The sequence below is a fragment of the Burkholderia sp. BCC1972 genome (genome assembly GCF_905339605.1).
Lineage (GTDB): Bacteria > Pseudomonadota > Gammaproteobacteria > Burkholderiales > Burkholderiaceae > Burkholderia.
Map to the genome: position 1 here is coordinate 358700 of NZ_CAJPGH010000002.1, position 26810 is coordinate 385509.

Annotated in this window: 28 protein-coding genes; 24 read left to right on the forward strand and 4 right to left on the reverse strand. The window is 69.1% G+C overall.

All coding sequences use genetic code 11. The features are described from left to right. Nucleotides 1-283: 283 nt before the first annotated feature. Entirely contained in the window at nucleotides 284-1501 is a 1218-nt protein-coding gene (gene gspF / locus U5798_RS05055; protein WP_322081401.1) for a type II secretion system inner membrane protein GspF, read from the forward strand. Between the two features lie 8 nt (nucleotides 1502-1509). Here the strand turns inward: gspF and U5798_RS05060 are convergent, their stop codons facing one another. Then, nucleotides 1510-1956, reverse strand: a complete 447-nt coding sequence (locus tag U5798_RS05060; RefSeq protein ID WP_322081402.1) for a type II secretion system protein N — start codon at nucleotides 1954-1956, stop codon at nucleotides 1510-1512. A gap of 61 nt (nucleotides 1957-2017) precedes the next feature. On the opposite strand from U5798_RS05060, the gene gspH reads away from it, so the two are divergent. From gspH to U5798_RS05085, 5 genes are all read left to right on the forward strand, one after another. Next, on the forward strand, nucleotides 2018-2545 hold the full coding sequence (gspH, locus tag U5798_RS05065; RefSeq protein ID WP_415859487.1) for a type II secretion system minor pseudopilin GspH: 528 nt from the start codon (nucleotides 2018-2020) through the stop codon (nucleotides 2543-2545). 183 nt (nucleotides 2546-2728) lie between these two features. Then, entirely contained in the window at nucleotides 2729-3475 is a 747-nt protein-coding gene (locus U5798_RS05070) for a secretin and TonB N-terminal domain-containing protein (protein WP_124446732.1), read from the forward strand. Nucleotides 3476-3481: 6 nt separating this feature from the next. After that, nucleotides 3482-4030: an RNA polymerase sigma factor gene (locus tag U5798_RS05075; RefSeq protein ID WP_322081403.1), complete on the forward strand. Its 549-nt coding sequence runs from the start codon at nucleotides 3482-3484 to the stop codon at nucleotides 4028-4030. An 11-nt stretch (nucleotides 4031-4041) separates the two neighbouring features. Then, a complete protein-coding gene (locus U5798_RS05080) occupies nucleotides 4042-5037 on the forward strand; it encodes a FecR family protein (protein WP_322081404.1) in 996 nt (331 codons plus the stop codon). Nucleotides 5038-5303: 266 nt separating this feature from the next. Further along, on the forward strand, nucleotides 5304-5564 hold the full coding sequence (locus U5798_RS05085; protein WP_124446738.1) for a FecR/PupR family sigma factor regulator: 261 nt from the start codon (nucleotides 5304-5306) through the stop codon (nucleotides 5562-5564). A gap of 143 nt (nucleotides 5565-5707) precedes the next feature. On the opposite strand, the gene U5798_RS05090 is transcribed toward U5798_RS05085, so the two are convergent. Continuing rightward, nucleotides 5708-6520, reverse strand: a complete 813-nt coding sequence (locus tag U5798_RS05090) for a hypothetical protein (protein ID WP_124446740.1) — start codon at nucleotides 6518-6520, stop codon at nucleotides 5708-5710. Nucleotides 6521-6702: 182 nt separating this feature from the next. Between U5798_RS05090 and U5798_RS05095 the strand changes: the two genes are divergently transcribed. Beyond that, nucleotides 6703-8334, forward strand: a complete 1632-nt coding sequence (locus U5798_RS05095; RefSeq protein WP_322081405.1) for a transposase — start codon at nucleotides 6703-6705, stop codon at nucleotides 8332-8334. Nucleotides 8335-8403: 69 nt separating this feature from the next. Here the strand turns inward: U5798_RS05095 and gspK are convergent, their stop codons facing one another. Together gspK and U5798_RS05105 are read right to left on the reverse strand one after the other, a co-directional pair. Further along, nucleotides 8404-9399 carry a type II secretion system minor pseudopilin GspK gene (gene gspK, locus U5798_RS05100; RefSeq protein ID WP_124446744.1) on the reverse strand — a complete coding sequence of 332 codons (996 nt, stop codon included), beginning with the start codon at nucleotides 9397-9399 and terminating at the stop codon, nucleotides 8404-8406. Between the two features lie 32 nt (nucleotides 9400-9431). Beyond that, nucleotides 9432-9995, reverse strand: a complete 564-nt coding sequence (locus U5798_RS05105) for a hypothetical protein (RefSeq protein ID WP_322081406.1) — start codon at nucleotides 9993-9995, stop codon at nucleotides 9432-9434. Between the two features lie 576 nt (nucleotides 9996-10571). Here U5798_RS05105 and U5798_RS05110 point away from each other — a divergent pair. The 17 genes from U5798_RS05110 to U5798_RS05190 all read left to right on the forward strand — a co-directional run bounded on the left by U5798_RS05110 (nucleotide 10572) and on the right by U5798_RS05190 (nucleotide 26806). Then, nucleotides 10572-11744: a TIGR03032 family protein gene (locus U5798_RS05110; RefSeq protein ID WP_322081407.1), complete on the forward strand. Its 1173-nt coding sequence runs from the start codon at nucleotides 10572-10574 to the stop codon at nucleotides 11742-11744. Continuing rightward, nucleotides 11744-12391: an adenylyl-sulfate kinase gene (gene cysC / locus U5798_RS05115; RefSeq protein WP_322081408.1), complete on the forward strand. Its 648-nt coding sequence runs from the start codon at nucleotides 11744-11746 to the stop codon at nucleotides 12389-12391. Before U5798_RS05110 ends, cysC begins: the two co-directional genes overlap by 1 nt. 152 nt (nucleotides 12392-12543) lie before the next feature. Then, complete coding sequence (locus tag U5798_RS05120) at nucleotides 12544-14196, forward strand: ShlB/FhaC/HecB family hemolysin secretion/activation protein (RefSeq protein ID WP_322081409.1); 1653 nt, start codon at nucleotides 12544-12546, stop codon at nucleotides 14194-14196. Nucleotides 14197-14260: 64 nt separating this feature from the next. After that, complete coding sequence (locus tag U5798_RS05125; RefSeq protein WP_322081410.1) at nucleotides 14261-16066, forward strand: DUF2341 domain-containing protein; 1806 nt, start codon at nucleotides 14261-14263, stop codon at nucleotides 16064-16066. Between the two features lie 19 nt (nucleotides 16067-16085). Beyond that, entirely contained in the window at nucleotides 16086-16496 is a 411-nt protein-coding gene (locus tag U5798_RS05130; RefSeq protein ID WP_027780971.1) for an ExbD/TolR family protein, read from the forward strand. Nucleotides 16497-16500: 4 nt separating this feature from the next. Next, a complete protein-coding gene (locus tag U5798_RS05135; protein WP_322081411.1) occupies nucleotides 16501-17199 on the forward strand; it encodes an energy transducer TonB in 699 nt (232 codons plus the stop codon). Nucleotides 17200-17291: 92 nt separating this feature from the next. Next, on the forward strand, nucleotides 17292-19103 hold the full coding sequence (locus U5798_RS05140; protein ID WP_322081412.1) for a putative porin: 1812 nt from the start codon (nucleotides 17292-17294) through the stop codon (nucleotides 19101-19103). 12 nt (nucleotides 19104-19115) lie between these two features. Further along, a complete protein-coding gene (locus U5798_RS05145) occupies nucleotides 19116-19787 on the forward strand; it encodes a hypothetical protein (RefSeq protein ID WP_322081413.1) in 672 nt (223 codons plus the stop codon). Nucleotides 19788-19846: 59 nt separating this feature from the next. Next, nucleotides 19847-20434 (forward strand): YbjN domain-containing protein, encoded by a 588-nt coding sequence (locus tag U5798_RS05150; RefSeq protein ID WP_322081414.1) that lies wholly within the window; start codon nucleotides 19847-19849, stop codon nucleotides 20432-20434. Further along, the gene (locus U5798_RS05155; protein WP_322081415.1) at nucleotides 20431-20850 is read left to right on the forward strand and encodes a hypothetical protein; all 420 of its coding nucleotides are present in this window, start codon (nucleotides 20431-20433) and stop codon (nucleotides 20848-20850) included. Before U5798_RS05150 ends, U5798_RS05155 begins: the two co-directional genes overlap by 4 nt. Before the next feature lie 46 nt (nucleotides 20851-20896). Beyond that, nucleotides 20897-21787 (forward strand): peptidylprolyl isomerase, encoded by an 891-nt coding sequence (locus U5798_RS05160; RefSeq protein WP_322081416.1) that lies wholly within the window; start codon nucleotides 20897-20899, stop codon nucleotides 21785-21787. An 8-nt stretch (nucleotides 21788-21795) separates the two neighbouring features. Further along, nucleotides 21796-22623 (forward strand): hypothetical protein, encoded by an 828-nt coding sequence (locus U5798_RS05165; protein WP_322081417.1) that lies wholly within the window; start codon nucleotides 21796-21798, stop codon nucleotides 22621-22623. A gap of 47 nt (nucleotides 22624-22670) precedes the next feature. Then, complete coding sequence (locus U5798_RS05170) at nucleotides 22671-23036, forward strand: hypothetical protein (protein ID WP_322081418.1); 366 nt, start codon at nucleotides 22671-22673, stop codon at nucleotides 23034-23036. 44 nt (nucleotides 23037-23080) lie between these two features. Beyond that, on the forward strand, nucleotides 23081-24502 hold the full coding sequence (locus U5798_RS05175; RefSeq protein ID WP_322081419.1) for a Do family serine endopeptidase: 1422 nt from the start codon (nucleotides 23081-23083) through the stop codon (nucleotides 24500-24502). Nucleotides 24503-24548: 46 nt separating this feature from the next. Continuing rightward, nucleotides 24549-25037, forward strand: a complete 489-nt coding sequence (locus U5798_RS05180) for a YbaB/EbfC family DNA-binding protein (protein WP_322081420.1) — start codon at nucleotides 24549-24551, stop codon at nucleotides 25035-25037. A gap of 114 nt (nucleotides 25038-25151) precedes the next feature. Continuing rightward, nucleotides 25152-25631: a type 6 secretion system effector deamidase TecA gene (gene tecA / locus U5798_RS05185; protein ID WP_124446774.1), complete on the forward strand. Its 480-nt coding sequence runs from the start codon at nucleotides 25152-25154 to the stop codon at nucleotides 25629-25631. A 281-nt stretch (nucleotides 25632-25912) separates the two neighbouring features. After that, a complete protein-coding gene (locus U5798_RS05190) occupies nucleotides 25913-26806 on the forward strand; it encodes an IclR family transcriptional regulator (RefSeq protein WP_124446776.1) in 894 nt (297 codons plus the stop codon). Nucleotides 26807-26810 lie beyond the last annotated feature (4 nt).

The window sequence follows — 26810 nt, forward strand, 5'->3', positions numbered from 1 at the left end:
GTTTTGACGTATTTCTTCCGTTTTTTTTGCGCGAATATGAAAATTGAAGGCCGATGAAGATCGCGAGTATTTAATGTATGACCGGTTAATTGATTGGGTAAGAATGAAATCGTTCTTGTGTTATAAGAATAACGACGCCGGGTAATAAGATCCGCGAAAAAAGGTAGCCCAACATCCGTCACAAATTTGCGCCGGTTCGCTCCGTAGTCTTCTCCGGCGACTCCGTCCGGCACATCGCGCGCCGTCGCCGAAAAAGTCGCACGCGTGACACGAGGGCACTGACATGTCGGCATTCCGCTACGAAGCGATCGATCTCACCGGCCGCACGCTGAAAGGCGTGCTCGAAGCCGACAGCGCGCGGGCCGGCCGCAGCCATCTGCGCACGCAGGGCCTCACGCCGCTCGTCGTCGAACTCGCCGCGCAGCGCCTGCACGGCGAGCGCCATCAACGCTTGTCGCTCGGGCGCAAGCTGTCGCAGCGCGAGCAGGCGATCCTTACGCGCCAGCTTGCGAGCCTGCTCGTCGCAGGGCTGCCGCTCGACGAATCGCTGTCGGTGCTGAGCGAGCAGGCCGAGCGCGAATACGTGCGCGAGCTGATGGCGTCGATCCGCGCGGAAGTCGTCGGCGGCCATTCGTTCGCGAATGCGTTGAGCCAGCATCCGCGCGATTTCCCCGAAATCTACCGCGCGCTCGTCGCAGCCGGCGAGCACACGGGCAGGCTCGGCATCGTGCTGTCGCGTCTCGCCGACTACATCGAACAAAGCAACGCGCTGAAACAGAAGATCCTGCTGGCGTTCACCTATCCGGGCATCGTCACGCTGATCGCGTTCGGCATCGTCACGTTCCTGCTGAGCTACGTGGTGCCGCAGGTCGCGAACGTGTTCACCAGCACCAAGCAGCAACTGCCGACGCTGACGGTCGTGATGCTCGCGCTGTCGGATTTCGTGCGGCACTGGTGGTGGGCATCGCTCGCGGCGACGGTCGCGATCGCCTATGCGATCCGCAAGCTGCTGTCGCGCGACGCGCCGCGGCTCAGGTTCGACACGTGGGTGCTCACCGCGCCGCTCGCGGGCAAGCTCGTGCGCGGCTACAACACGGTGCGCTTCGCGAGCACGCTCGGCATTCTCACGGCGGCCGGCGTACCGATCCTGCGCGCCTTGCAGGCGGCTGGCGAGACGTTGTCGAACCGCGCGATGCGCGCGAACGTCGACGACGCGATCGTCCGTGTGCGCGAAGGCTCGGCGCTGTCACGCGCGCTGGCCCATACGAAGACGTTTCCGCCGGTACTCGTGCACCTGATCCGCTCGGGCGAGGCGACCGGCGACGTGACGACGATGCTCGATCGCGCATCCGAAGGTGAATCGCGCGAGCTGGAGCGCCGCACGATGTTCCTGACGAGCCTGCTCGAACCGCTGTTGATCCTCGCGATGGGCGGCGTGGTGCTCGTGATCGTGCTCGCGGTGATGATGCCGATCATCGAGCTGAACAACATGGTGCAGTGATGCGCCGCTCAGCGCACGAACGCGTTGGCCTTCTCTGCGGCGGGCAGCGCGATTTCGCGTTGCAGGCCGTTGCGGTCGACGACGATCGAGCGCGCGCGAACCTCGGCGAGCTTCGCGGCTTCGCCGATCGCCGCACCGAGCGACACGACGCGCGATGTCTCACCGCCGACGCTGACGATCGCCGCCGCACGGCGCGCGTCGAAGGCGAGCACGCCGAGCAACTGGATGGCGTCGTGGCCGTCGTCGGGTTTCGCGCCGAATAGCCGTGCGCCGGCCGCCACGTCGATCGGCGCGGGCGGTGGTGCAAGCGCCGCGACCGGCGCATCGGCGGCGCTCAATACGCGCACGGCCCACAGCGACACGGCAGCGAGTGCCGCGGCGGCGGCGAGGGTCGCCGCGAGCGGCACGAGATCGGCGCGGGACGGCGCGATGCGAAGCAGGTCGAGCGGTTTCATGGCGACAGGTCGGTGCGATGGACAGAAGACGTTTTCCATTCTTTGCCGCGAGGGTGAATGCATGATGACGGGCATCAACGAAACCCGAACGTCGTACGCCGGCCAGTCGCGCGGATACGCGCGTCGCCGCACGCAACGCGGTTTCACGCTGCTGGAGATGCTCGTCGTGCTCGTGATCGTCGGGCTGCTGGTCGCGGTCGTGACGCTCGCGCCGTCGCGTAATCGCCGCACCGATCTGGCGGAGGAGGCGCAGCGTCTCGCGAACCTGCTCGAATCGGCCGGCGACGAAGCGCAGGTGCGCTCGATGCCGATCGCATGGCAGCCGGTCGGCGGCGGCTATCGCTTCGTGCAGCGCACCGAAAGCGGCGGCTGGGCGCCGCTGACCGACGACCTTTATCGCGCACGCCGCTGGGGTACCGAGGTAACGGGCGTGTCGGTGCGCTACACCGGCGGCGGCGAAGTGCCGTCGCGCGTGGTGCTCGGCAGCGAAAGCATCGACGTGCCGGTGACGATCACGCTGTGGTCCGGCGACGTGCGGATGGCCGTCGTCGGCACGGGCATCGGCAACTTCGTCGTGCGCCGGCCTTGAGCGGCGCGTGGCGCCGCGCGCGAACACGATGGATGAACACGTCTGGATTGAATCGCGCCGCTGCATGCTTCACCTGACTGTCACACAGCCCGCTCACAATCTGTCGTTCGCTTGCGACGGAGCCGCTCCCGGGGGGGCGCGCTTCGGCACGCGGCGTGCAACTCCACTTCCGTCCAGGGATTCATGACTCGTTCACGGGCGCCGACCGGTGTCCTGGCGCTCGTCGCGTGGCTCGCGCTGGTCGTGCTGTGCATGCGCGGCGTGCACGCGCAGGAGACCGGTTCCATCGGCCGCCAGCCGGGCCGCGCGGTGCATTTCGATCTGCCCGCGCAGCCGCTCGCGAAGACGTTGCAGGATTTCGCGCGGCTCACCGAGCTGATCGTGCTCGCGCCGGCGCCGCTGCTCGACGGGCGCACGAGTGCGCCGGTCCAGGGCGATTTCACGCCGCGCGACGCGCTCGAGCGGATGCTGGCCGGAACGGGGTTGCGTGCGGAATTCTCGCGTCCGGACGAAGCGATCATCGTCGCGCAGCCGGCCGCCGAGACGCCGCCCGCGACGGCCGACACGCCGGCGGATCCGGCGCTGCCGATCGACGGGATCGGCGATTCGGGCGATCGGCGCGCGTTCGCGGGCCTGCTGCAGGCGCATCTGATCGATGCGCTGTGCGCGCAGCCGGCAGCCGTGCCGGGCAGCTATCGACTCGTCGCGCAGGTGCGCATCGACAACAGGGGGGCGGTGGTGGCGGTCAACATGGTGGCATCGAGCGGTTCGGCCGCCCGCGACGCGGCGGTGATGCGCGCGCTGCGCGCGCTGAAGCTGGACGATGGGCCGCCGGCAGACCTGCCGCAGCCGGTCACGATCCTGCTGCGCCCGGCCGGCAACGGCGTGCATTTCCGTTGCCCGGCGCCGCAGCCGGCCGTCCGGGGCTAGGCCGCCATGTCCGACAGCAACCGCTCCGGGCTCAGGCATCTGCTGGCGACGCGCTACGCGTACCTGGTCAGGCGGCTCGAACGCGTGACGGGGTCGAAGGACGGCGCCGCCGATGCGCTGCACGAAACCTGGCTGCGCCTCGAGAACGCGAACGTCTCCACGCAGGTGACGAACGCGGACGCCTATATACTCGGGATGGCGAACAATGTCGCGATCGACCAGCATCGGCGCGAACGGCGGCATCTGCACGACGACGACGTCGAGACGCTGCTGGAGGTGCCCGACGAACTCGCCGATCCCGAGCGCATCGTCGCGGCACGCCGCAAGGTCGAGACGCTGAAGGACGTGCTGCGCGGCCTGCCGCCGCGGCGCCGCGCGATCCTGCTGGCCGCCCGCGTGGACGGCCTGCTGAACCGCGAGATCGCCGAGCATTTCGGTATTTCGCTGCGGCTCGTCGAAAGCGAGCTGAGCGCGGCGATGAAGTACTGCCTGCAGCGCATGCAGGAAGACGGTGATTCGTACACGGGCACGCGAGGCGGCCCGCGCAAATTTTGAGCATCCGGACGATGACGAAAGCCCAGGCCCAACCTGCCCACGACGAACTCGACGAAGCGAGTGCGTGGCTGCTGCGTCTGCGCTCGGGAGAAGCGGGCCAGGCCGAAGCCGATGCGTTCGAGCGCTGGTGTGCCGATCGTCCGCAAGCCGCCGATCTGCTGCGCGATACGTGGAGCTCGCTGCGCACGGCGGCGACCGAACTCGCGCATGAAGAGCGCGCGGCTGCTGCCTGGGCAGATGTTGCAAAGCGCGAACGCACGATGCGCACCGGGCGCCGCGCGTTCATCGGCTTCGCGGTCGCGGCCGGCGCGTCGTGGCTCGCGGTGCGGCCGCCGATGCAGCTGTGGCCGTCGCTCGGCGACATCGCGGCCGATTACCACACGGGTACCGGCGAGCAGCGCAGCGTCGCGCTGTCGTCGCGCGTGACGGTCGAACTGAATACGCAGACGCGTCTCGACGTGCTGCCCGCGAGCGATGCCGCGCATGGCGTCGAAGTCGTCGCGGGCGAGGCCGAGATAGATGCGGCCGCACCGCCGGCCGGCCGTGCGACGCCGATCCAGCCCGTTACCGTGGTGGCGGGCGGCGGCCGCATGCAGGCGACGGTCGCGCGCTTCAACGTGCGGCGCACGGGTACGCAGGTCTGCGTGACCTGCCTGTCCGGCACGGTCGCGCTCGAGCATCCGCGCGGCGCACGCATGCTGAACGCCGACGATCAGGTCGTCTATGACGATCGCGGCGTGCAGCCGGTGTCGCGGATCGATCCGGGCGCCGTCAGCGCGTGGCGGCGCGGGATGCTGGTGTTCAACGGCGTGCCGCTGTCGGACGTCGTCGACGAGATCAACCGCTACCGGCGCGGCAAGGTCATCCTGCGCAGCGCGTCGCTCGGCGCGAACCGGATGCAGGCGCAGTTCCCGATCACGCGGCTCGACGACGTGATCGACATGGTCGGCCGCCTGTACGGCGCGCACATCACGCGCCTGCCCGGCAACATCGTGCTGCTGAGCTGACGAGGCTTCCCGCGTCTTCCGCTTCCTTCCCTTTCCTCCTGTCTCCGCCAGGCGGCGCGTTCGCCTGCTTTCGGGCTACCCGCGCTGCGGGTTACGGCCATTCGATACGACTTTATCCATGAGGGCCGGCAAACGCCGGGCTGTCGTTCGCGACGGCCCGGCGGGGCGTCGTCGGATCCGAGGCGTGGGTGGCAAGCGCCCCGGCCGCGCAGCGATGCGCGGGGTGGGGAAGGTGTGTCGAATGAGCTTCGGGCGGTGGCGTGATCATGAACGAATCGCAACGGGAGTCGGATTCCGGCGACGCGGACACGCGCGCCGATGCGATCCGCGAGGGCGCGGTGCGCTGGCTGCTGTGGCTGCGCGCCGGCGACACGACGGAGCAGGAACGCGACGCTTTCGGGCGCTGGCGCGCGCAGAGCGACGAGCATGCGCGCACGGTCCGCGAACTGATCTGGATGTGGGCCGTGCTGGAGACGGTCGGCCGCCAGGAGCCCGGCGAGCCGGGCGGGTCGACGCGCACGCATTGACCGGGTGCAGGGGCATCGCAAGAAAGTCTGCGGGTTAGCCGGGCCCGCTTCGACCTTGTATACGAGAGAGCGAGGGGGCCGTGCAGAGGGGCCGAGAGGCGGAGACCGGGACCGGAAGCCTGAACGGGCTTCCGGATCGCCGTTCACGCGCGGTGGCCGCCGTGTGCGCCGCTCCAGGCGGCGTCGAGCGGATCGCGGGTGTCGCGCAGCGGCTCGCGCAGAAACGGAAAGCGTTCGACGAACGGTGCGGATTCTTGCAGGGACACGATATGGCCGACCATCCATTGCAGCAGTTCGCCGCCGTGCCGGACCTGTTCCGGGCGCCAGTCCGGCATCGTCGAGAAGAGCGCGGAGAAGCCGCTCCAGCGCGACGGCCGGTCGTTGTCGCCGGGCCGGAGATAGGTGTTCATCGCGACGTCGTGCGCATCGGTCAGCGTGCCGACGAACAGCCCGTGCGGCGTCGGCACGCCGATCTGCTGCCAGCCTTCCGCGAGCGCGAGCGAACGCATCACGCGCGCCGCGACGAACGCGATGCGTGTCTCATGCTCGATTTCCGCCAGCGACATCACGCCGTTGCGCTGCATGCAGCGCGCGACCGCGTGCGGCCGAATCACGTTCGATGCGAAGCTGCGCAGCACGAGGTCGGGCACCGTCAGCTGAAGCTGGAATTCGCGCAGCCCGTGCTCGGCGCTCATCGTCGAGAAATTGACGAACAATCCTTCGGCATGACCGAGCACGCCGACGTACGGTTCGAGCCCGAGGCGCGCGAGCTTCGGCGCGATCTGGCGCTCGAGCAGCCGCATCAGGTTGCGGCGGTTGCGCACGCCCGTGAAATCGTCGATGCCGCGCGTGACGACGTCGCTGATCTCCCAGCGGCGCTCGTCGGCGACGAGCCGCGGGGAGCCGCTCAGGTCGAACCGGGCGCGGCCGTGCGCCACGCGGGGATCTACGTACATGCCGGTGCCTCGTGCATCGATTGCGGGCGGACCGTCGCGACGGCGCGGCGTCGCGCGGATCGGGTCGCCCACGATGCTGCGGTGTCGCCGGCGCGCCGTCAAGAGCGAACGCATCGCGACGCACGCATGCGCATGCCGTCGCGGCGGCCCGCGCGATCAACCAGACAGTGTGGGGTATCCCGATGATGCGCACGATCGTGGAACGCTTTGTCGAGCAGAGCCCGATGACGATCATGGCGCGGCTCGTGCTGCAATGCGCGCTGCACGACGACTGGGTCGGCGCCGCGGCGGATGCCGGCGACGAGCCCGACGGCGAGTCGATCCGCGAGGCGCTGTTTGCCGTCGCCGTCGACGCGATCGCCGCGATTGCCGCGCGGCAGCGGACGCCCGATGCCGCCGCGGCCGTCGCGCCGGGGTTGGGTGCGGCCGTGACGGCGCTGCACGATTGCATGAGCCGGTGGCGCTCGGGCTGGGGGCGCGCGCTGGCCAGGGACAGCGTCGACCTGCTGCTGCCGGTTGCGTCGGTGTGCAGCGTCGACGGCGCGCGCGCAGTCGACGGGATGCGGCTGCGCGTGCTGGACGGGTTCGGCGAGGCCTGCGCACCGCGGGCCGACGGTTGCGGCTGCGGGCGTGCGTGCGACGACCCCGCGCGCGATGCGGCGGCGGGCGGTGTGCGCGTCCTGCCGGTCTACGATCCGGATCTCGGGATGATCGTCGATCTGCTGCCTTGCGAACGCGGCCGGTCGCACGAGCGTGCCTTCGTCGGCGCGCTGCTCGAGACGGTCCGGCCCGGCGAGCTGTGGATCGTCGACGGGCGGTTCGATACGGACGCGATCCTGTCCGGCTGGCCGCGCCGCGGCGGCGCATTCGTGCTGCGCGAATACGGCCGCTCGGCCGCATGCCGGCCGCTTGGCGACTGGCAGGAAGCCGGCGTGTTCGGCGGCGGCTGCGTTCGCGAACAGTCCGTCGGGATGGCCGGCGAAGGTGGCGTGTCGGGCGCGTTTCGGCGGATCGAATGGCACGGTGACGAGACGCCCGGCGACATCGTCACGCTGCTGACCGACCTGCCGGCCGAGCGGTTCGATGCGCCGCAGGTCGTGGCGCTGTCGCGCCGGCGCTGGCGCGACGCGTTGCCGCTGTCGCTCGAGCCCGTCACGGGCGGCGCGCCGTTCGGCGCCGTGCCCGCGCGCGCGGCGCTGCTGGCGTGCGGGATCGCCGCCTTCGCATACAACGCGTTCAGCGTGATGGCGCGCGTGGTCGGCGGTGCGCTCGATCTCGACGCGCGGGACGTCGACCGCCTGCCGTCGCTGATCGCCGACGGCGTGACGGCCACCTATGCGGGCATGATGATCGCGCTGCCGCCGGAGTGGTGGGCGCGCTACGACCAGTTGCCGGCGGCGACGCTGGGGCAGATCGTGCACATGCTCGCCGTGCATGTCGACCCGCGCAGCGAGCGGCGCCGGCGCCGCGACAACCGGCTGTCCGCGAAGTCGCAGGCGTTACTGCGCGCGGCGACGCTCGAGCGCCTGATGCACGACGACGGCGACGATCCGGCCGCGAACGTGTTCAGCCTGCGCACGATCGCGATGGCCACGCGCGACTTCAGCAGCAATCCGTCGAAGGCGCTGCGGCACGCAGGCGAGGCGCTCGTGATGGTCACCAAGTACAACCGGCCGATCGCATTGCTCGTGTCGATCGACGACTGGAACCGGCTGCTCGGCGAAGTGCGCGAGACGAGCTTCACGCGGCTGACGTTCGATGCGGCGGCGCAGGGCCCGCGACCGGTGACGTTGAGTGAATCGTCGCTGAATTAGCGGGCGCCGATCGCACGTTGGCGACCCGGCCCGCAGTTCGAACTGCTTCGGCACAGCCCGCATCCAGCTTCAACTCGTCAGCCGCCGCACCCAGATGACCGACGTCCACGCGAAATTGCCGCTGCCGTAGCGCGCGATCAGCGTGTCGATGCGTGCGTTGATCCGCGCCGAATGCACGCGGCAGTGCACGATGAAATAGCCGCTGTTCACGCCGACGGCCGAGCCGTCCGGCAGCGTCGGGTTGCCGCCTTGCGCGGGCAGCAGGTATTCGGCGATGTCGCCGGTGCTGACGAAATACGCAGTCGCGCGCCGGTCGACGAGCCGCTTGGCCTGGCTCGCCGACAGCGTCGGGATCGCGGCGACGAGCACGGGTTCGGTCGCGGTGTTCGCGTTGACGACGGTCAGGTCGGGCAGGATCGTGACGAACGGCGCAAGCGTGTCGATCGCATGCGCGTCGTAGCCGGGAATGCGGGCGAGATCGTCGACGGACACGAGCTGCAGCGGCCAGCCGCCCGGGCCGTTCGCGTCGCGCAGCGAGCGCAGCATGTAGTCGGCCGTCGGTTGCGCGAGCGCCGGATCGAGCGACAGCTGGACGAGCAGGCGCCGGTACGCCAGTACGCCTTCACCATTGGACTGCCACGGCTTGCCGGGCGCGACGCGCGACACGAGATTCGTCAGGTTGAAGCGCGCCTGCGCGTCCTCGACGCTGCCCGAGATCCACGCGCGCGACAGCTCCGCATTGACCGCCAGTGCGTCGGACGGCAGCAGGTCCGAGAGCGGCACGTCGGCGACCGGCGCCGACCACGGCTGGCCGACGAACGTGACGTTCGACGTCGCGCTTTGCGCGCGCAGCGTCGCGCGTGCCCACTCGACCGCGGCGCGTTCGATCCACATCGTCTGCGTCGCGAGCCGCTGGTTCTCGACGTCGCGTGTCGCGACCTGCTGGCGCCACAGTACGCTGGCCGCGAGCGTGGCCGCCAGCGCGACGACGAGCAGCACCGTCACGATCGCGATGCCGCGTTCGCGCCGTGCGTGCGCCGTCCGTCCTGTCCCGTATCGATGCATCCGCGTGCCCCCGCAGTATCGGCGCGGCGCGCTCACACCTCGAACGCCAGCCACGCATGCGCGATGCTCGCATGCGCAGATGACGTGACGCCGAACAGCGCGGCGAGCCCCGCGACCCAGCACGCGAGCGTCGCGGGCCGCATGCCGTCGGCCGCCAGCGGGCCGACGAGGCCGCCGATCGCGTGCGAGCGCCACAGCAGCAGCACGAACAGCGTGCAGCCGACGGTCATCGCGATCGCGAACATGTGCGCCGCGATCGCGGGGCGCCGCGTGAACGGCGCGCGGTGATGCCGCTGGTTGGTCGCGACGATCGCGACCCCGTTCGCGACGGGCACGATCGCCATCGCGAGCGCCCAGAACAGCGGCTGGTCGCTCGACGAATTGATCAGCAGCAGCGTGCCGATCATCCAGATCGGCGGCGCGAGCAGCGTGAGCACGGACCACGACAGCAGCTGCCACGCGAGCCACGGCGTGCGCCAGCGCAGCGGCGGATCCGACGCGGCATGAGCGGCGCGCGGCCGCAGCCGGCCCGGCATTCCGGCGGCGCCGGCCAGCCGTCCGGCGAGCCACCGTACGAGCATCGTGGCGAATGACATGGCGTGTCCTGTCGTTGACATGTTTCGTTCTCAATAGCTAGGACGAAGCGGACAGCCGAAAACCGCAGGATTTCGCGCGTGCTAGCGATGCCGCGGTGCGGTGTAAACGGTCCCGCGTGGGTTTCGCGCGAACGCGTGCCGTGTTTTCGCGAGCGTTTCGTGAATATCTTCAGCGGAATGTCACAAAAACTTCCAGGTTGAAACCGGAGGATTGTCGGGCCGCACGCTGGCCGGCCGCGTTTTCGCGAGCACGTCGGCCGGGCGACGATACATATACGAAAAAGGGGGCCACGCAAGGTCATGCGCCGCGTCTCGCGAGTCTCGCGCGAGGGAGCGGCTGCGCGCATTGCAGGCCGCTTGCGTCGACCGCTCGCCGGTGCCGGCGGATCGGTCGACGTCACGCGAAAAAAACATTGCGGCAATGCGCGCTTCGTTCCGTCTAGGTAGGTGGGAGCTGCGACTTGGTGCGTCGTGCGCGGCCCCGTTCGCGACCGACGCGCGCGCGTCGGGCCGGCGGGCGGGAGTACGCAAGCGCGCACATTTTTTCTCATCAGGCGGCGTGAAGCCGACAGGTGCATGACAGTGGAACAGTTCGAGGAAACCCGGCTAGCGGGCGAAGGCGTTGCACCGACGGACGACGTATCGGCGCGGCAGGCGGAAGCGCTGTCGCCGGTCATCAACCTGCGCGACACGGGGCGCTTCCTGCAGGTGCTCGAGGCGCTCGAGTGCTCGCTGGCCGTGAGCCGCCGCCCGTCCGGCGTGGCCGTGATCGGCGTCGACGACGGCGTGCCCACGCTGTCCGCGTGCCTGTTGCCGCGCTCGATGGGGATGGCCGTGTCGGGCAAGCGGCTCGCGGTCGCGACGATGCACGAGCTGATGGTATTCGCCAACGTGTCGACGCTCGCGCCGCACTATCCGGCCCGCCCGGATCACTACGACGCGATGTTCGTGCCGCGCATGTCCTACTACACGGGCGATCTCGACCTGCACGACATGGCGTTCGACAAGCACGTGCTGCTCGCGGTCAACACGCGCTATTCCTGCATCAGCGTGATCGACGGCTATTTCAACTTCACGCCGATCTGGCAGCCGCCGTTCGTGACGGAGACCACGCCGGACGATCGCTGCCACCTGAACGGCATGGCGTTCGCCGACGGCAAGGTGCGGTTCGCGACGGCGCTCGGCATGAGCAACGAGCCGTTCGGCTGGCGCAGCGGGATGGCAGGCAGCGGCATCGTGATGGAGGTGCCGTCCGGCCGCGTCGTCGCTTCGGGGCTCTCGATGCCGCACTCGCCGCGTGTGATCGGCGGGCGCCTGCATGTGCTCGAAGGCGGCCGCGGCCACGTGCTTCAGATCGATCCGCAGTCCGGCGCGCGGCACGTGCTCGCGAAGCTGCCGGGCTTTACGCACGGTCTCGCGGCGTACGGCGGCGTGTTGTTCGTCGGGCTGTCGAAGCTGCGCGACAAACGCGGTCCGCAAGGGTTGCCGATCGAAAGTGAATCGGATGGGTTGGTCGCGGGCGTCGCTGCGCTCGACGCGAATACCGGCGACGTGCTCGGCATCCTGCAGTTCTTCAACGGCGTCGACGAAATCTTCGACGTGCAGGTGATCCCCGACGTGCGGCGTGCCGAAATCCTGAGCCCGCACCAATGGGCTGAGACACCGTCGATCATGACGATGCAGGGCGGCTTCTGGCAGACGCGTCCGCGCGAGGACGACGAACCCGCGAAGGCGGCGGAGCACACGTGATGAACGGCGATCGATGCGGGTTTCCAGAGGTCGTTTCGTCCTTATCGGTAGACGTGGCTCGCGCATGGCGGGGCGTGTCGCCGCAACGGGCCGGCGGCGTGTTGTGGCTCACGGGGCTGTCGGGCGCGGGCAAGACGACGCTGGCCGACGCGGTGGCGGCGCGACTGCGCGACCGGCGCGTGCATCCGGTCGTGCTCGACGGCGACCGGCTGCGGACCGGGCTGAATCGAGACCTCGGTTTTACGGTGCAGGACCGTTTCGAGAACGTGCGGCGCATCGCCGAAGTCGCGGCACTGACGAGCGAATCCGGCGCGCTGGCGATCGTCGCGGTCATTTCGCCGCTCGCGGCGATGCGCGATGCGGCGAGAGCGATCGTGGGGCCGGCCTTTCGTGAAGTGTATGTGAGCACGACGCTGGCCTGCTGCGAGGCGCGGGATCCGAAAGGGCTGTACGCGAAGGCGCGACGCGGTGCGCTGCCGGAATTCACGGGCGTTTCGGCGCCGTACGAACCGCCGGTGCGAGCCGATCTCGCGATCGATACCGGCAGTGCATCGCTCGCGACGTGTGTCGATACGCTGATGCAATTCGCGATGGCGCAGTTCGGTTTCCAGGCCGGTGTGCAGGCTTCGCTGACGCATCACGGCTGAGTTCGGATCGGCAGTAGAGGAAAGCATTGCGCAGTTCATGATAAGGATGGCGAATCAATCGTCATCAAAGTGAAACAGGCAACTGATAGCGGAGCGAGCGGCTGGTGCAGTGCGGCTTCGCTGCGATCCGGAACAACAAAGGGGAATGGCGCATGCCGCCGAGAGTAGACCGCAAGTCACGCGAACGATGGCGGCTGAATGGCCGATGCCTGGCCGGCGCCGTGCTGGCCGGAGGGTTGAGCGTCGCGCCGGGCATTCATGCGCAGGAAGCCGCGCCGGCCGCGAAGGCGGCACCGGCCGCGCCGCAGTCGTTCGACGTGAATGCCTTCGTGGTGCGCGGCAATACGGCTTTGCCGACGCTCGAGATCGAGAAGGCCGTGTATCCGTACGAAGGGCCGGGCCGCACGCTCGCCGACGTGAATGCGGCCCGCGATGCGTTGCAGAAGGCGTACCAGGACCGCGGCTACCAGTCGGTCGTCGTCGAGCTGCCGCAGCAGCAGGTGAAGAACGGCGTGATCCTGCTGCAGGTGACCGAGGCGAAGGTCGGGCGCCTGCGCGTGGACGGCGCGAAGTACAACTCGCCGCAGAACATCCGCGACGCGGTGCCCGCACTGGCCGAGGGCCAGGTGCCCGATTTCAACCAGGCGCAGCAGCAGCTCACCGACCTGAACCGCTCGGCGGACCGGCAGGTGATTCCGGTGCTGAAGCCGGGCGCGCTGCCGCAGACGGTCGACGTCGACCTGAAGGTGGACGATCACAGCCCGCTGCACGGCTCGCTCGAACTGAACAACGACAACAGCCCCGGCACGTCGACGCTGCGCACGACCGCGAGCCTCAGCTATTCGAATCTCTGGCAGCTCGGCCACGTGATTTCCGGCACCTACGTGATCGCGCCGCAGCATCCGAACGATGCGCGCGTCTACGCGTTCTCGTATCTCGCACCGATCAAGGATTCGCGCTGGAGCTTCCTCGCGACGGTCGTGCATTCGGACAGCAACGTCGCATCGGTCGGCAACACCAACGTGCTCGGCAAGGGCACCACGTACGGCTTCACCGCGATCTATTCGCTGCCGGCGACGGAGACCTACGCGCACTCGGTCAGCATCGAGATCGACCGCAAGCATTACGACGAAGACGTGTCGCTGCCGGGCCAGGGCGGCTCGACGGCACCGCTCACGTACGTGCCGGTCACGCTGTCGTACAACGGCCAGCTGAGCCTGAAGAATTCGCAGACTTCGTTCTCCGCGTCGCTGACGACGAACATCCGCGGCCTCGGCAGCGACTGGGGCGCATGGGACAACAAGCGCTACAACGCGACGCCCGATTTCGTGTACGGCAAGTTCGACGTGAATCACACGCAGCGCTTCGCGAACGACATGCAGGCCAATGCGCACGTGAACGCACAGATCTCGAACTCGCCGCTCGTGTCGAGCGAGCAGTTCGCCGCGGGCGGGATGAACAGCGTGCGCGGCTACATGCAGGCCGAGAACACGGCCGACAGCGGCGTGATCGCGTCGCTCGAGCTGCGCAGCCCGTCGCTCGCGAAATGGCTGGGCGGCGCGGTCGGCAGCCGCCTGAACGAGTGGCGCTTCCACGCATTTTTCGACGCGGCGCATCTGTGGCTGCTGAGCCCGCTGCCGGAGCAGACGTCGCGCTTCAACCTGATGAGCGTCGGCGTCGGCACGCGGCTGCAGCTGATGAGGTACGCCAGCGCGGATTTCGAGGCCGGCTGGCCGTTGAAGGCGGGCGTCTATACGCGGCAGTACAGCCCGCGGTTCGATTTCTACGTGAGGCTGGGGTTCTGACGGATTTTCTATCGTGGCGGGGCGATGCGACGAGCGCGGCGCCCGCCCATTCGGGGAGTGGATCGTGAAGCGAGTCTTGTTTTTCCTGTTGGCGGTGATGCTCGGCGTGCTGCCCGGCATCGCGAACGCATGGTGGCAGAACGACTGGTCGTACCGGAAGGCGATCACGATCGACGCGAGCGCGAAAGGCGCGAACCTGGCGGAGTCGGCCGGCCGCGTGCCGCTGCTTATCCGCCTGCATTCCGGCAACTTCCAGTTCGACGGGCTGGCCGACAACGGCGCCGACATCCGCTTCGTCGCCGCCGACGACAAGACGCCGCTGAATTTCCACGTCGAGCAATACGATCCCGTGCTCGGCGTCGCATTGATCTGGGTCGACGTGCCGAAGATGCCGGCCGGCGCCGCGGAGTCGATCTGGATGTACTACGGCAACAAGAAAGCGCCGGACGGCGGAAGGCCGGCCGAGACGTTCGATGCCGACTACACGCTCGTCTACCACTTCAACGGCGCGGCCGGCGTACCGCCGAAAGATGCGACCGCGTACGGCAACCACGCGCAGAACGCGTCGTTCCGCACGGTCGAGGACGGCATCGTCGGCAAGGGCGCGCGGTTCGACGGTACGGGCTCGCTGACGCTGCCTGCCAGCGCCTCGCTGAATGTGCCGGCCGGCGGCAGCTTCACGTTCAGCGCGTGGGTGAAGCCGTCGGCGCTGGCCGCGAACACGCTGTTGTACAACCGTCGTGACGGAGCGAACGCGTTGCTGATCGGCCTCGACAACGGCGTGCCGTTCGCGGAAGTCGCCGGCGCGGCCGGCAATCCGGCGCCCGTGCGCACGCCGGCCGCGCCGCCAGTCGCCGCGAACCAGTGGACCTACCTCGCGGTCACGGCCGACGGCAAGAACCTGACCGTCTACGTGAACGGCAAGCAGGCCGCGCAGGTCGCGGCGACGCTGCCCGCGCTGAACGGTGCGGCGACGATCGGCGCGGACGTCGGCGGCGCGCCGGCCGGTTTCGCAGCCTATTCGGGTGCACTCGACGAACTGCGCCTGTCGAAGATCGCACGCTCGCCGGCCGCGATCGCCGTCGACGCGCTCGCGCAGGGTTCGGAATCGAAGCTCGTCGCGTACGGCGCCGACGAGAAACAGTCGGGCTTCGGCTTCGGCTACTTCGGCGTGATCGTGCAGTCGGTGACCGTCGATGCATGGGTCGTGATCACGATCCTGCTCGGCATGGCGCTCGTGTCGTGGATCGTGATGTGGACGAAGGCGCGCTACGTCGGCACGGTCGACAAGGCCAACCAGTATTTCGTGCAGCGCTTTCGCGAAGTGGCCGGCCGCCACCTGGTCGGTCTCGCGCATGTCGACGAAGCGAGCGCCGACGGCCGCCGGCTGTACCAGTCGTCGCTGTACCGGCTGTACAAGGCCGGCGTGCATGAAATCCACAGCCGCGTGGACGGCAACGGCCGCACGGTGATCACGTCCGAATCGATCGAGGCGATCCGCGCGTCGATGGACGCGACGCTCGTGCGCGAGAACCAGCGGCTGTCGAAATCGATGGTGCTGCTGACGATCGCGATCTCGGGCGGCCCGTTCCTCGGCCTGCTCGGCACGGTGGTGGGCGTGATGATCACGTTCGCGGCGATCGCGGCGGCCGGCGACGTGAACGTGAACGCGATCGCACCGGGTATCGCGGCCGCGCTGCTCGCCACCGTCACGGGCCTGTTCGTCGCGATTCCGGCGCTGTTCGGCTACAACTACCTGCTGATCCGCAACAAGAACGTGACGGCGAACATGCAGGTGTTCGTCGACGAATTCGTCACGCGCCTCGCCGAAGCCCATCGCGCGCCCGATCACGCGGTGCTGGCCGACTGACCGCACGCAGGAGACCACCATGCAGGTTCAGGACGACGACAAGCCGTACGACGACATCAACATCACGCCGATGCTCGACCTCGCGTACGTGCTGCTGATCATCTTCATCATCATGACGACCGCGTCGGTGCAGGGCATCAAGGTCGACCTGCCGAAGGCGAGCTCGTCCGCGAGCCTCGCGAAGCCGAAGACGAAAGCGATCACGGTCGCCGATTCGGGGCAGGTGTTCCTCGACGCGTACCCGGTGACGATGGACGAGCTCGAAAGCCGGCTGCGCACCGAGAAGGCGACCAATCCGGAATTCCCGATCGTGCTGAAGGGCGACGCGGCCGTGCAGTACCAGAAGGTCATGGACGTGCTCGACCTGCTGCGCCGCCTCGACCTGTCGCAGGTCGGGCTCGTGACCGGCAAGGCGAAGCAGGGCGGCTAGCGCGATGGAAATGACCTATAACGGCGGCCCGCCGCAGAAAGGCCCCGGCCGCTTCGTGAAGCCGCTGGCGATCGCGCTCGTGCTCGCGGGGCTGGCCGCGCTGATCTGGCATTTCGCTGGCGATACCGCGGGCGTGAAGCGCGTGAGCGCGCCGCAGGTGACGACGGTGATCCCGTTGCCGCCGCCCCCGCCGCCGCCGAAGCAGAAGCCGCCGCCCGAGAAGGTGAAGGAAGAGGTCAAGACGCCGGTCGAGCGGCCGACGATCGCGCCGAAGCCGTCCGAGGCGCCGAAGCCGTCGGACAACCAGCCGAAGCAGATGACGATGAATGCCGATGCGCAGGCCGGCACCGACAGCTTCGGCATCGGCGCGGGCGACGGCTCGGGAATGATCGGCAGCGGCGGAGGCGGCAAGTTCGGCAATGCGAGCTACGCGCAATACATGGTGTACGTGCTGCAGCACGCGATCGAGCAGGACAAGGGCGTGCAGGACGCCGGCGGTGCGCGCTTCGCGGGCAGCCTGAACCTGTGGATGGATGCGTCGGGGCGGATCACGAAGGTGACGATCGCGCAGTCGACCGGCGACGCGAAGATCGACACGGCCGTCGTCGCGGCGGTGGAGGCGCTCGGCCGGGTCGATGAAGTACCGCCGCCGGCGACGACGTATCCGGTGCTCGTCAGGCTCCAGGGCCGCAAGCCGGCATGACGATGCGCGAGAGAGACCACGCAAGAATCATGGGGCAGCGCCGTCGCACGGATGCTGCCGGAAAAGAAACGAAAATTGTTCGGAGTGCTTCGATGATTCGGAAGATGAACGAACGGGGTGGGGTGCCCCGCAACGGCGCGCTGCCCGCGCGCCTGTCGCGTGTCGGCGCGGCGGTGCTGACGCTCGGGCTGACGTGCGCGTCTGCCGCGCACGGGCAATCGCTCGAGGCGCAGGCGGCATCGGGGAAGGCCGCGCCGACGGAAAGCGTGGTGATCAACCTGATCAACCTGCTCGTGAAGCGCGGCGTGCTCACGCAGCAGAACGCCAATGAGCTGATCAGCGAGGCGCGCACGGAAGCCGTGCAGGCGAGGTCGGCGCGCGCGTCGGGCGCACCGGTCATGGCGGGCGGCGTGGTCAACCCGCCGACGCAGCCGGGCGACGTCGCGGTGCCGTACGTGCCGCAGCTCGTGCGCGACCAGATCCGCGACCAGGTGAAGCAGGAAGTGATCGCGCAGGCGAAGGCCGAGAACTGGGCGCAGCCGAACACGTTCCCCGACTGGGTGTCGCGCATCAAGCTCGACGGCGACCTGCGCGTGCGCGACGAATATCACTTCTACGGCAGCCGCAACGCGAACAACGTCACGAATTTCGCGGCGATCAACCAGGGCGGCGGGTTCGACATCAACCCGAACACCAACACGACGCAGCTGCCGACGCAGAACACCACGCAGAACCGCAACAACCTGCTGCGCTACCGCGCACGGCTCGGCGTGACGGCGACGCTGTCCGACGAAATGACGGCCGGCCTCCAGCTCGCGAGCGGCAACGACAACGGCCCGGTTTCCACCACGGGAACGGCCGGCGGCGGCTGGGGCAAGAAGAACATCTGGCTGAACAAGGCGTTCTTCGCGTACAAGCCGACGTCGTGGCTGAACCTGACGGCCGGCCGTTTCGACAACCCGTTCTTCAAGTCGGACCTCGTGTTCTCCGACGACCTGATGATGGACGGGCTCGCCGCGAACCTGCGCCATGCGCTGCCGTGGAATCCGGACGTCACGCTGTTCGGCACGCTCGGCGTGTTCCCGATCCAGTACACGAGCGAGAACTTCCCGTCGAACAGCACCGAAAAGGCCGGCAGCGACACGAAGTGGATGTTCGGCGCGCAGTTCGGCGCGGACTGGAAGATCGACGCGAAGAACCGGCTGCGCGGCGCGGTCGCGTACTACGACTTCCAGAACATGCGCGGCACGCTGTCGTCGCCGTGCGCGCTGGGGCAAGGCCCGACGAGCTGCAGCACCGACAACGAGGCGCCCACGTTCATGCAGGGCGGCAACACGCTGATCGCGCTGCGCAACATCGTGCAGAACCCGAACCTCGCGCCGGGAATGACGCCGCAGCCGCAACTGTTCGGGCTCGCGTACAACTACCGGCTGCTCGACCTGAAGGCGCAGTGGGACACGGTGGTGGCCGACCGCTTCAAGCTGCGGCTCGACGGCGAATACGTGCGCAACCTCGCGTACAACGACAACAAGGCGTTCGCGGCGGCGTCGCTGCCGGTCAACAACTACGAGTCGACGTCGGTGAACGCGACGCGTGCCGACTATCGCAGCGGCCCGAACGGCTTCCTCGCGAAGGCGACGGTCGGCGAGCCGGAGCCGCGCGAGAAGGGCCAGTGGAATTTCTCGATCGCCTACAAGTACCTGCAGCCGGACGCCGTGCTCGACGCGTTCAACGATCCTGACTTCCACCTCGGCGGCACCAACGCGCGCGGCTACGTGATCGGTGCCGCGTATGCGGTCGCGCGCGACACGTGGGTGTCGGCTCGCTACCTGAGCTCGAAGGAAGTGTACGGGCCGCCGGTTTCGATCGACGTGCTGCAGATCGAGCTCAATGCTCGCTTCTGACCGGAGCCGCGAATGAACACCACCACTCGCACGATGCTGGCGGCCGCCGTGGCCGGCGCGCTGCTGTTCGCGGCCGGCGGCGCGCATGCGCAGAGCATCGAGGACAAGCTGCGCAGCCAGTTGCGCTCGACCGTGCAGGAGCTGCGCCAGCTGCAGGACGGCCAGGCGCAGTTGCAGAGCGACAAGGCGGCGGCCGAGAAGCAGCGCGACGACGCGCTCGCGCAACTGAAGGCGATGCAGGGCCAGCTTGCGGCGGCCCGCGGCGACTCGGGCGCCGAGGCGGCCGCGAAGCGTGCGCTCGCGCAGGAGCGGGCGGGCCGCGAGCAGGATGCGAAGTCGCTCGCGAAATACAAGGCGTCCTACGAAGACCTGCTCGCGGTGTCGCGCGCCCGCGATGCGCAGCACACGCAACTGCAGAAGGACGCCGCCGCGCGTGACACGCAACTGAAAACCTGCCAGGCACACAATGCCGAGCTGTATCGCGTGGGACACGAGATTCTCGACGCGTACGAGCATGTCGGGATCGGCACGTTCTTCTCGTCGCGGCAGCCGTTCGCGCAGTCGGCGCGCGTGAAGTACGACGATCTCGCGCAACGCTACGGCGATGCGCTGTATGCGGGCAAGTACGACCCGGCCGCACGTGCGGCCGCCGCGGCACCGGCATCGGCTGCAAGCGCACCGTGAGCGGGCAGCCGGGCACGTCATTGAAATTCATCGATTCGTCGAATACGGGGGGCACCGACATGCAAGACAAGCAACCGAACGCCGGCGACGAACGCACGGCACACGATGCGCCGATCGAAGCGATCAGCGCCGACCGCCTGGCCGACGTGCTGCGCCGCGCGGGCTACCGCGTGACGGCGGCCGAGCAGAACGGCACGGTGCAGCTGATGAGCGCGAGCCAGGGCATCGGCTTTGTGGTGCGCTTCGGCAACCCGGCAGCGCCGCTTGCGCCGCAGGGTGCCGACACGCCGCTCGCCGCACTGCCGTACATCGACTACACGCTGTCGTGCGTGCTGCAGGTGCAGGGCGACCTGCCGGCCGAACTCGTCGCGGACTGGAACCGCACCAAGCGCTTCGCGCGTCTCGCGAGCCACGGGCAGTTTCTCGCGCTGGAGATGGACGTCGTCGTCGCGGGCGGCGTGTCGGAACGCTACCTGCGTTCGACGATCGAGCTGTGGGACCGGCTGATCCAGGAGTTCCTGCTGCACCTGCGCAATCGTCCCGCGATGGCCGAGCAGGAAGCGGCGGCGCGTGCGGCGGCGGGCGAGCGGCGCGGCGAGGCGGCAACTTCCGCCGCGGCCGGGATCGAGGCGGCCGCGCAATCATGATTGTCGCGCGCCGGATCGGCGCCGCGCTGCGCGCGTGGCTGCCGGGCCGCACGCGATCCGGCGCGACGGCCGCGCATGATGCGCCCGCCGCGTGGGGCGACTATGCGCAACATACGGCGCGCTGGTTTCAGACGGCGCTCGATGGCGACGATGCCGCCGCGAGCCGCCTGCGCGGCGATGTCGAGCGTTGGGCCGATGCGCTGGCCGATGCCGGCGACGCCGAGCCCGTGCTGCCGGTGCGTGCGTGGCTCGACCGGCGCGGGCGGGTGACGCGCGTCGACAGCGCGGCGGCCGGGCCGGCGGCGCTCGACGCCGCGCTGCACGCTGCGCTCGTTGGCAGGGCGGTCGGCCTGGCGCCGCCGCGCGGGATGGCGCAACCGCTCGTCCTGCGCGTGACGCTGACGGGCGCGCGCTGATGCGGCGTCTGCATTTCAAGAGAGCAATCCAGAGGGCACTCGAACGATGATGACGAAAATGAAGATGCGGGCGATGGTGGCAGGCAGTCTCGTGCTGGGCGCACCGTTCGTCGCGCATGCCCAGGACGACGTGATCGCGAACGCCGCGCAGGCGTCCGTCACGCAGGCCGACTTCGCGGCGCTGTTGAAGACGGTGAGCCCCGAAGGGCGCGAGCGCCTCGCGGCCGATCCGGCGGCGCTGGACCAGGTCGTGCGTTCGACGCTTGCGCAGAAGGCCGTGCTGGCCGAGGCGAAATCGAAGGGCTGGGACAAGCAGGCGCAGGTGCAGGCGGCCGTCGAGCAGGCGCAGCGCGACATCGTCGTGCGCAGCTATCTGGCGTCGGTGAACACGCCGGCGGCCGATTATCCGTCGGACGCGGAGCTCCAGTCCGCGTACGACAAGAACCGCGCGGCGTTCATGGCGCCGCGCGCGCTGCATGTCGCGCAGATCTACATCGCGGTGCCGCCGAACGCGGACGCCGCGACGCTCGACAAGGCGCGCAAGCAGGCGGCCGATCTCGCGAGCCGGGCACGCAGCGGCGATTTTGCGGTGCTGGCGAAGGCGAATTCGCAGGACAAGGCGAGCGCCGCGAACGGCGGCGATCTCGGCTTCGTGCCCGATCAGCTGATGGTGCCGGCGGTCCGCCAGGCGGCCGACGCGCTGAAGCCGGGCCAGGTCTCCGCGCCGATCCAGACGCCGTCCGGCTTTCACGTCGTGAAGCTGATCGAGATACGCGCGGCCGCGCCGCGCCCGCTGGCCGACGTGAAGGAGCAACTGCGCGCGATGCTGCGCGCGCAGCGCACGCAGCAGAATGCACAGGCGTATCTCGCGAAGCTGGCCGCGAACGCGCCCATCAACGAAGATGCGCTGAAGAAAGCGCTCGCGTCCGCCCGGTAGGCGCGCCCATGGCAACCGTCCGTTCGACGCCGCGCGTCGAGGTGCCCGACGCGCGCACGCCGGGGCGGCGTCGCGCGGCCGCCGCCGACCGTCCGCGCATGCCGAAGGCGAACCCGTGGCCCGGCCGGCCCGGCGAGTGGCCGACGCATTGCCCGCTGTGCTTCGGCGCGCTGGAGCCGCTGCCCGGTGCGGGCGGCTATGCGCGGCACCGGAGCGCGCGCTGTTCCGCGCAGTGCGTGCTCACGACCCGCCAGTATCAACCGGACGAGCTGACGATCCGCGGGGCGCGCGACGTGCAGGTCGCGGCGTTGCATCGCGAGCGTTTCGTCGCGCAGTGGCCGCGTCATTACGCGCTGATGCGGCGCGCGTGGCCCGCGCTGACGATCGGGCGTTTCATCGCGGTGATCGCGTGCGTGGATGTCGCGGATCTCTGGTCGTACCGGATGCTGCGCGACGACGATCTCGCGGCCGTGCTGCTCGTGCTGGCCGGCTTCCTGCGCGTGCCGGAGGTGTCGGGCGCCGCTGCGCCGGTCGACGACGCGCGCGCGCCCACGGTGCGATGGGTGCGGTTCTGGTTCGACGCGAGCGTGCGCGACGTCGGCGATCTGTGGACGGCCGGCAGCACCGCGCCGCCGCTGTTTCGCGTCGACTATCGGGAGCCGCTCGTCACGCCGTATCCGACCGGTGCGCAGGTGCACGCGTGGCAGCCGGTCGACGGCATGCGCGACGCGTGGGCGCAGCACGCCGACGCGCATGAACCGGCCGTCGACGCGGCCGAGCGCGCGGCGTTCGAGCGTTTCCTCGCGCGTGCGCAGGCGCCGGGCGCGAGTGTATGAGTGCGAGTGCGGCCGCCGGCGCGATGACATCACTGAAGGAGGCGCGGATGAAGGTGCGACGTAACGGATTCGCGACGATCGTCTGCCTGCTGCTGGCGGCCGGCGCACACGCGCAGGGCGGCCACGCACCGGCACCGGCCAGTCCCGGATCGGCGGCGAAGCCGGTGTGCGTCGATGCGGAAGTCGACGGCAAGCGCGCGCTGTCGTACGACTGCCTGAGCCAGCAGCTGAAGCCGACGGCCGAGCCGCAGGCGGGCGCATCGCAAACGGATTCGGAGCGGTTGTCGAAGCAGCCGTCGAACCGTCTCGGCACGTTCAACCTATCGACCGAACGGAACCGCTTCGGCACGAACTGGGGCCGGTCGATCACGCCGCAGCGGCCCGATGCGCCGGTCGCGGTGCCGCCGAAGTGATGCCCGCGCCGCGCGATTGGCCGGAACCGACGAGGAACAGCGACATGAGAGCGGTCAGGCAGACGGGCCGGGCGATGGTGCTGCGGGCAATGGCAGGCATGCTCGCATTCACGTGCGCTTGTACTTGTGCGCCGGCACGGTCGGCCGAGCGCGCCGCGCAGCCCGGTGCCGCACCGCCGACCGTCGCGCTGCCGAACTTCGCCGCGCTGGTCCGGCGTGTCGGTCCGGCCGTCGTCAACATCAGCGTCACGCGCGAAGTCACGCAGATGGGCATCCAGTTGCCGCCCGGCATCGCTCCCGATCATCCGCTCGCGCCGTTTCTCGCGCGGCGCGTGATCGGCAACCGTGAGGAAGTGAGCCTCGGCTCAGGCTTCATCGTCAGTGCGGACGGCGTGATCCTGACCAACCGGCACGTGGTCGGCGACGCCGTCGCCATCGACGTGAAGCTGACCGACAAGCGGCAGTTCAAGGGGCGCGTGATCGGCAGCGATCCCGTGTCCGATGTCGCGGTGATCCGCATCGACGCGCACGACCTGCCGGTCGTCGCGACCGGCGACCCCGCGCGCACGGAAGTCGGCGACTGGGTGATGGCGATCGGCTCGCCGTACGGGTTCGCGAACACGGTCACGCAGGGCATCGTCAGCGCGAAATCGCGTTCGTTGCCCGGCGAGCGCGCGATCCCGTTCATCCAGACCGACGTGCCGATCAATCCCGGCAATTCGGGCGGCCCGCTGTTCGACCTCGGCGGCCGCGTGATCGCGATCAACTCGATGATCTTCTCGAAGACGGGCGGCTACCAGGGGCTCGCGTTCGCGATTCCGATCGATATCGCGCTCGACGTGAAGGACCAGTTGCTGCACACCGGCAAGGTCACGCGCGGCCGGCTCGGCGTCGCGTTGCAGGAGGTGAGCCAGGCGCTCGCGCGCTCGTTCGGCCTCGCCAGCCCCGACGGCGCGCTGGTCACGATGGTCGAGCCGGACGGCCCGGCCGCGCATGCAGGATTGCAGGCCGGCGACGTCGTGCTCGCAGTCGACGGCAAGCCGGTGGCCGAATCCGCGGACCTGCTCGGCACGGTCGCCGGCATGCGGGCCGGGCGGCAGGCCGACCTGCTCGTGTGGCGTGCCGGCCGCGCGATGCACGTGATCGCGACGGTCGGCGCATTCGACAGCGGTACGGCGTCGGCAGGCGGCGAACAGGGGCCCGCACGGTTCGGGCTCGCGCTGCGCGCGGCGACCGAGCAGGAGCGCGCGCGGCTCGGCGTCGGCCAGGCGCTCGTCGTCGAACAGGCGAGCGGCCAGGCCGCGCGTGCCGGCTTGCAGCCCGGCGATGTCGTGCTGTCGGTCAACGGCACGCCGGTTGCGAGCATCGGCGCGTTGATGACCGAGATCGACGCCGCGCACGGCAACGTTGCGCTGCTCGTCCAGCGCGGCGGCACGCGGCTGTATGTGCCGATCGAGATCGGGTGAGCGGGCGCGGCCGGGCGGCGCGCGCGTGATTGAAATCGGAGGCGGGATGAAGCGAATGCAGGAGCGGGGCGCAACCGGATGGCTGCGGGGAATCGTCGTGGCGTGTGCGCTGGTCGCGGGGGCCGCGCCCGCCGTCGCGCAAACCGTCGGCGTGCCGGCCACGTGGATCCGTTATGGCCAGCTCGCCGGGCAGCAGTTCCAGGCGTGGCTCGAGGCGGACGGCGCGGCAGCCGACCGGCTGCACCGCTATCTCGAAGCACGCGTGCTGAACGCGCGTGCCGATGCGCCGCCGCCCGCGATCGTCGTGCGCGCGTGGATCGGTGCGAACGGCACCGTCACGCGCGTCGAGTTCGCGTCGCTCGGCGATCCCGATGCGGACGCGACGCTGCGGCAGCTGCTCACGGCCGGCCCGCTGGCGGAACCGCCGCCGCCCGACATGCTGCAGCCGCTGCGCGTGCGCCTGCGGCTTGCGCCGAATCCCGATGCGCAGGCAGTCGATCCGGCGTCGTCACCGGCGGCGGCACGCGCGCCGTAACGAGACGTGACGTGACGCCCGGAGCCTGGTCGACGCTGGTGGATATCGTAATAAGATATGAAGTTATTGCGTTGGCGGGACGATGGTGTCCGTCTTCCTCACAAGGAGCTATCCATGCAACTGACCCAGCTAGGCGGGCATGTCGCCCAATCCGGCCTCGGCGAACGGCAAAAACACGCGCAAGCGCTGATGTTCGGGATGGCCAACATCAACGAGTACGTATCCGGCGGTGTCTGCTATGACGCCGCGGCCTATGTCCGGTATCTGCTGCGCGCCGACGCGCTGATCTCGCCCGGCACGCTGCTCGACACGATCGGCCAGCTGTGGAAGCCGCGCTTCAATTTCGAGACCGGCGATCAGTGGGACGGGCGTGCGAGCATTCCGGCGGGCACCGCGGTCGGCTTCTCCCGGAACGGCAACGTGTTTCATGCCGCGATCGCCGTCGGCGGCAGCCGGATCCGCGCGATCAACGGCGGCCTGCTGGGCAGCGGCTGGATGTATGCGGTCGATCTTGCGCGGGTGCTGGAGCGGGACCCGGCCGGCGGCTTCACGTACGACCGCGCGAACCTTCGCGTCTACCTGTCGCGCCTGTAGGCACACCGGTGCACCGGCGCGCCATGCCGGGCACGGGCCGGCCGCATCGTTCGGCCAGGCGGGCGTCGGCCCGTCGTCCGGCCATTTCCGCATGGCGTCGCGCCGTCCAACGCTGCTATCCTCTCGACCTTGAATGACACCGCATGGCGGCGTGGCAGCGCATGCTGCGTCGCGGCGATGCGTGCCGGTGCGATCCGGCGCGCGCGCTGAGGTAGCATGACTGAATATCCACGATGATCCATGACCTGTTCCGTGACTGATTTCCTTTCGTCCATGTCCACATGGTCAAGACAACGATGAGCGGCGCACCCGATCCGGCGCCGCCGGGCGACGACGAATCGTCCGGCGGCGCGTCCTCCTACCTGGTGCCGGGGCTCGAACGCGGGCTGCGGATCCTCGCCGAATTCTCCGCGCGCGAGCCCGTGCTCGGCGCGCCGGAGCTGTCGAAGCGCATCGGCATTCCGCGCACGACCACGTTCCGCCTGCTGCAGACGCTCGAGGCGCTCGGTTTCCTCGAGCGCGTGAACGGCGACCGCTATTTCCGGCTCGGCGTCGGCGTGCTGCGGCTCGGCTTCGAATACCTGAATTCGCTCGAACTGACCGATCTCGGCACGCCCGTGCTCGAACGGCTGCGCGATGCGACCGGCCTGTCGACGCACCTGCTGATCCGCGACCAGCGCGACGTCGTGTTCGTCGCGAAGGCGCAGAGCAATACGTCGATGTTCGGTTCGGTGAAGGTGCACGTCGGCACGCGCCTGCCCGCGCACGCCACCGTGCACGGCCACGTGCTGATGGGCGACCTGACGCGCGATGCGCTGCGTCAGCTCTATCCGGAGAAAAAGCTCGAGCAGTTCACCGAGCGCACGCCGGGCAGCGTCGATGAATTGTATGAACGCGTGCGCCACTACGCGCGGCTCGGCTACGCGGTCAGCGAGGCGGCGTTCGAGAGCGGCATTTCCGCCGTGACGGCGCCCGTGCGCGATCAGTCGGGCTCGATCGTCGCGGCGATCACCGCGACGGTGCCGCGTTCGGAGATCGGCGAGGCCGGCGAGAAGGAGCGGCTCGTCGAAGCCGTGTGCGGCGCGGCAGTCGACCTGTCGCAGCGGCTGAACTACCGTCCGCTCGAAAGCGACCCGACGTTCGCGCATGCGCGCCACAAGGTCGCGATGTTCTGACGCG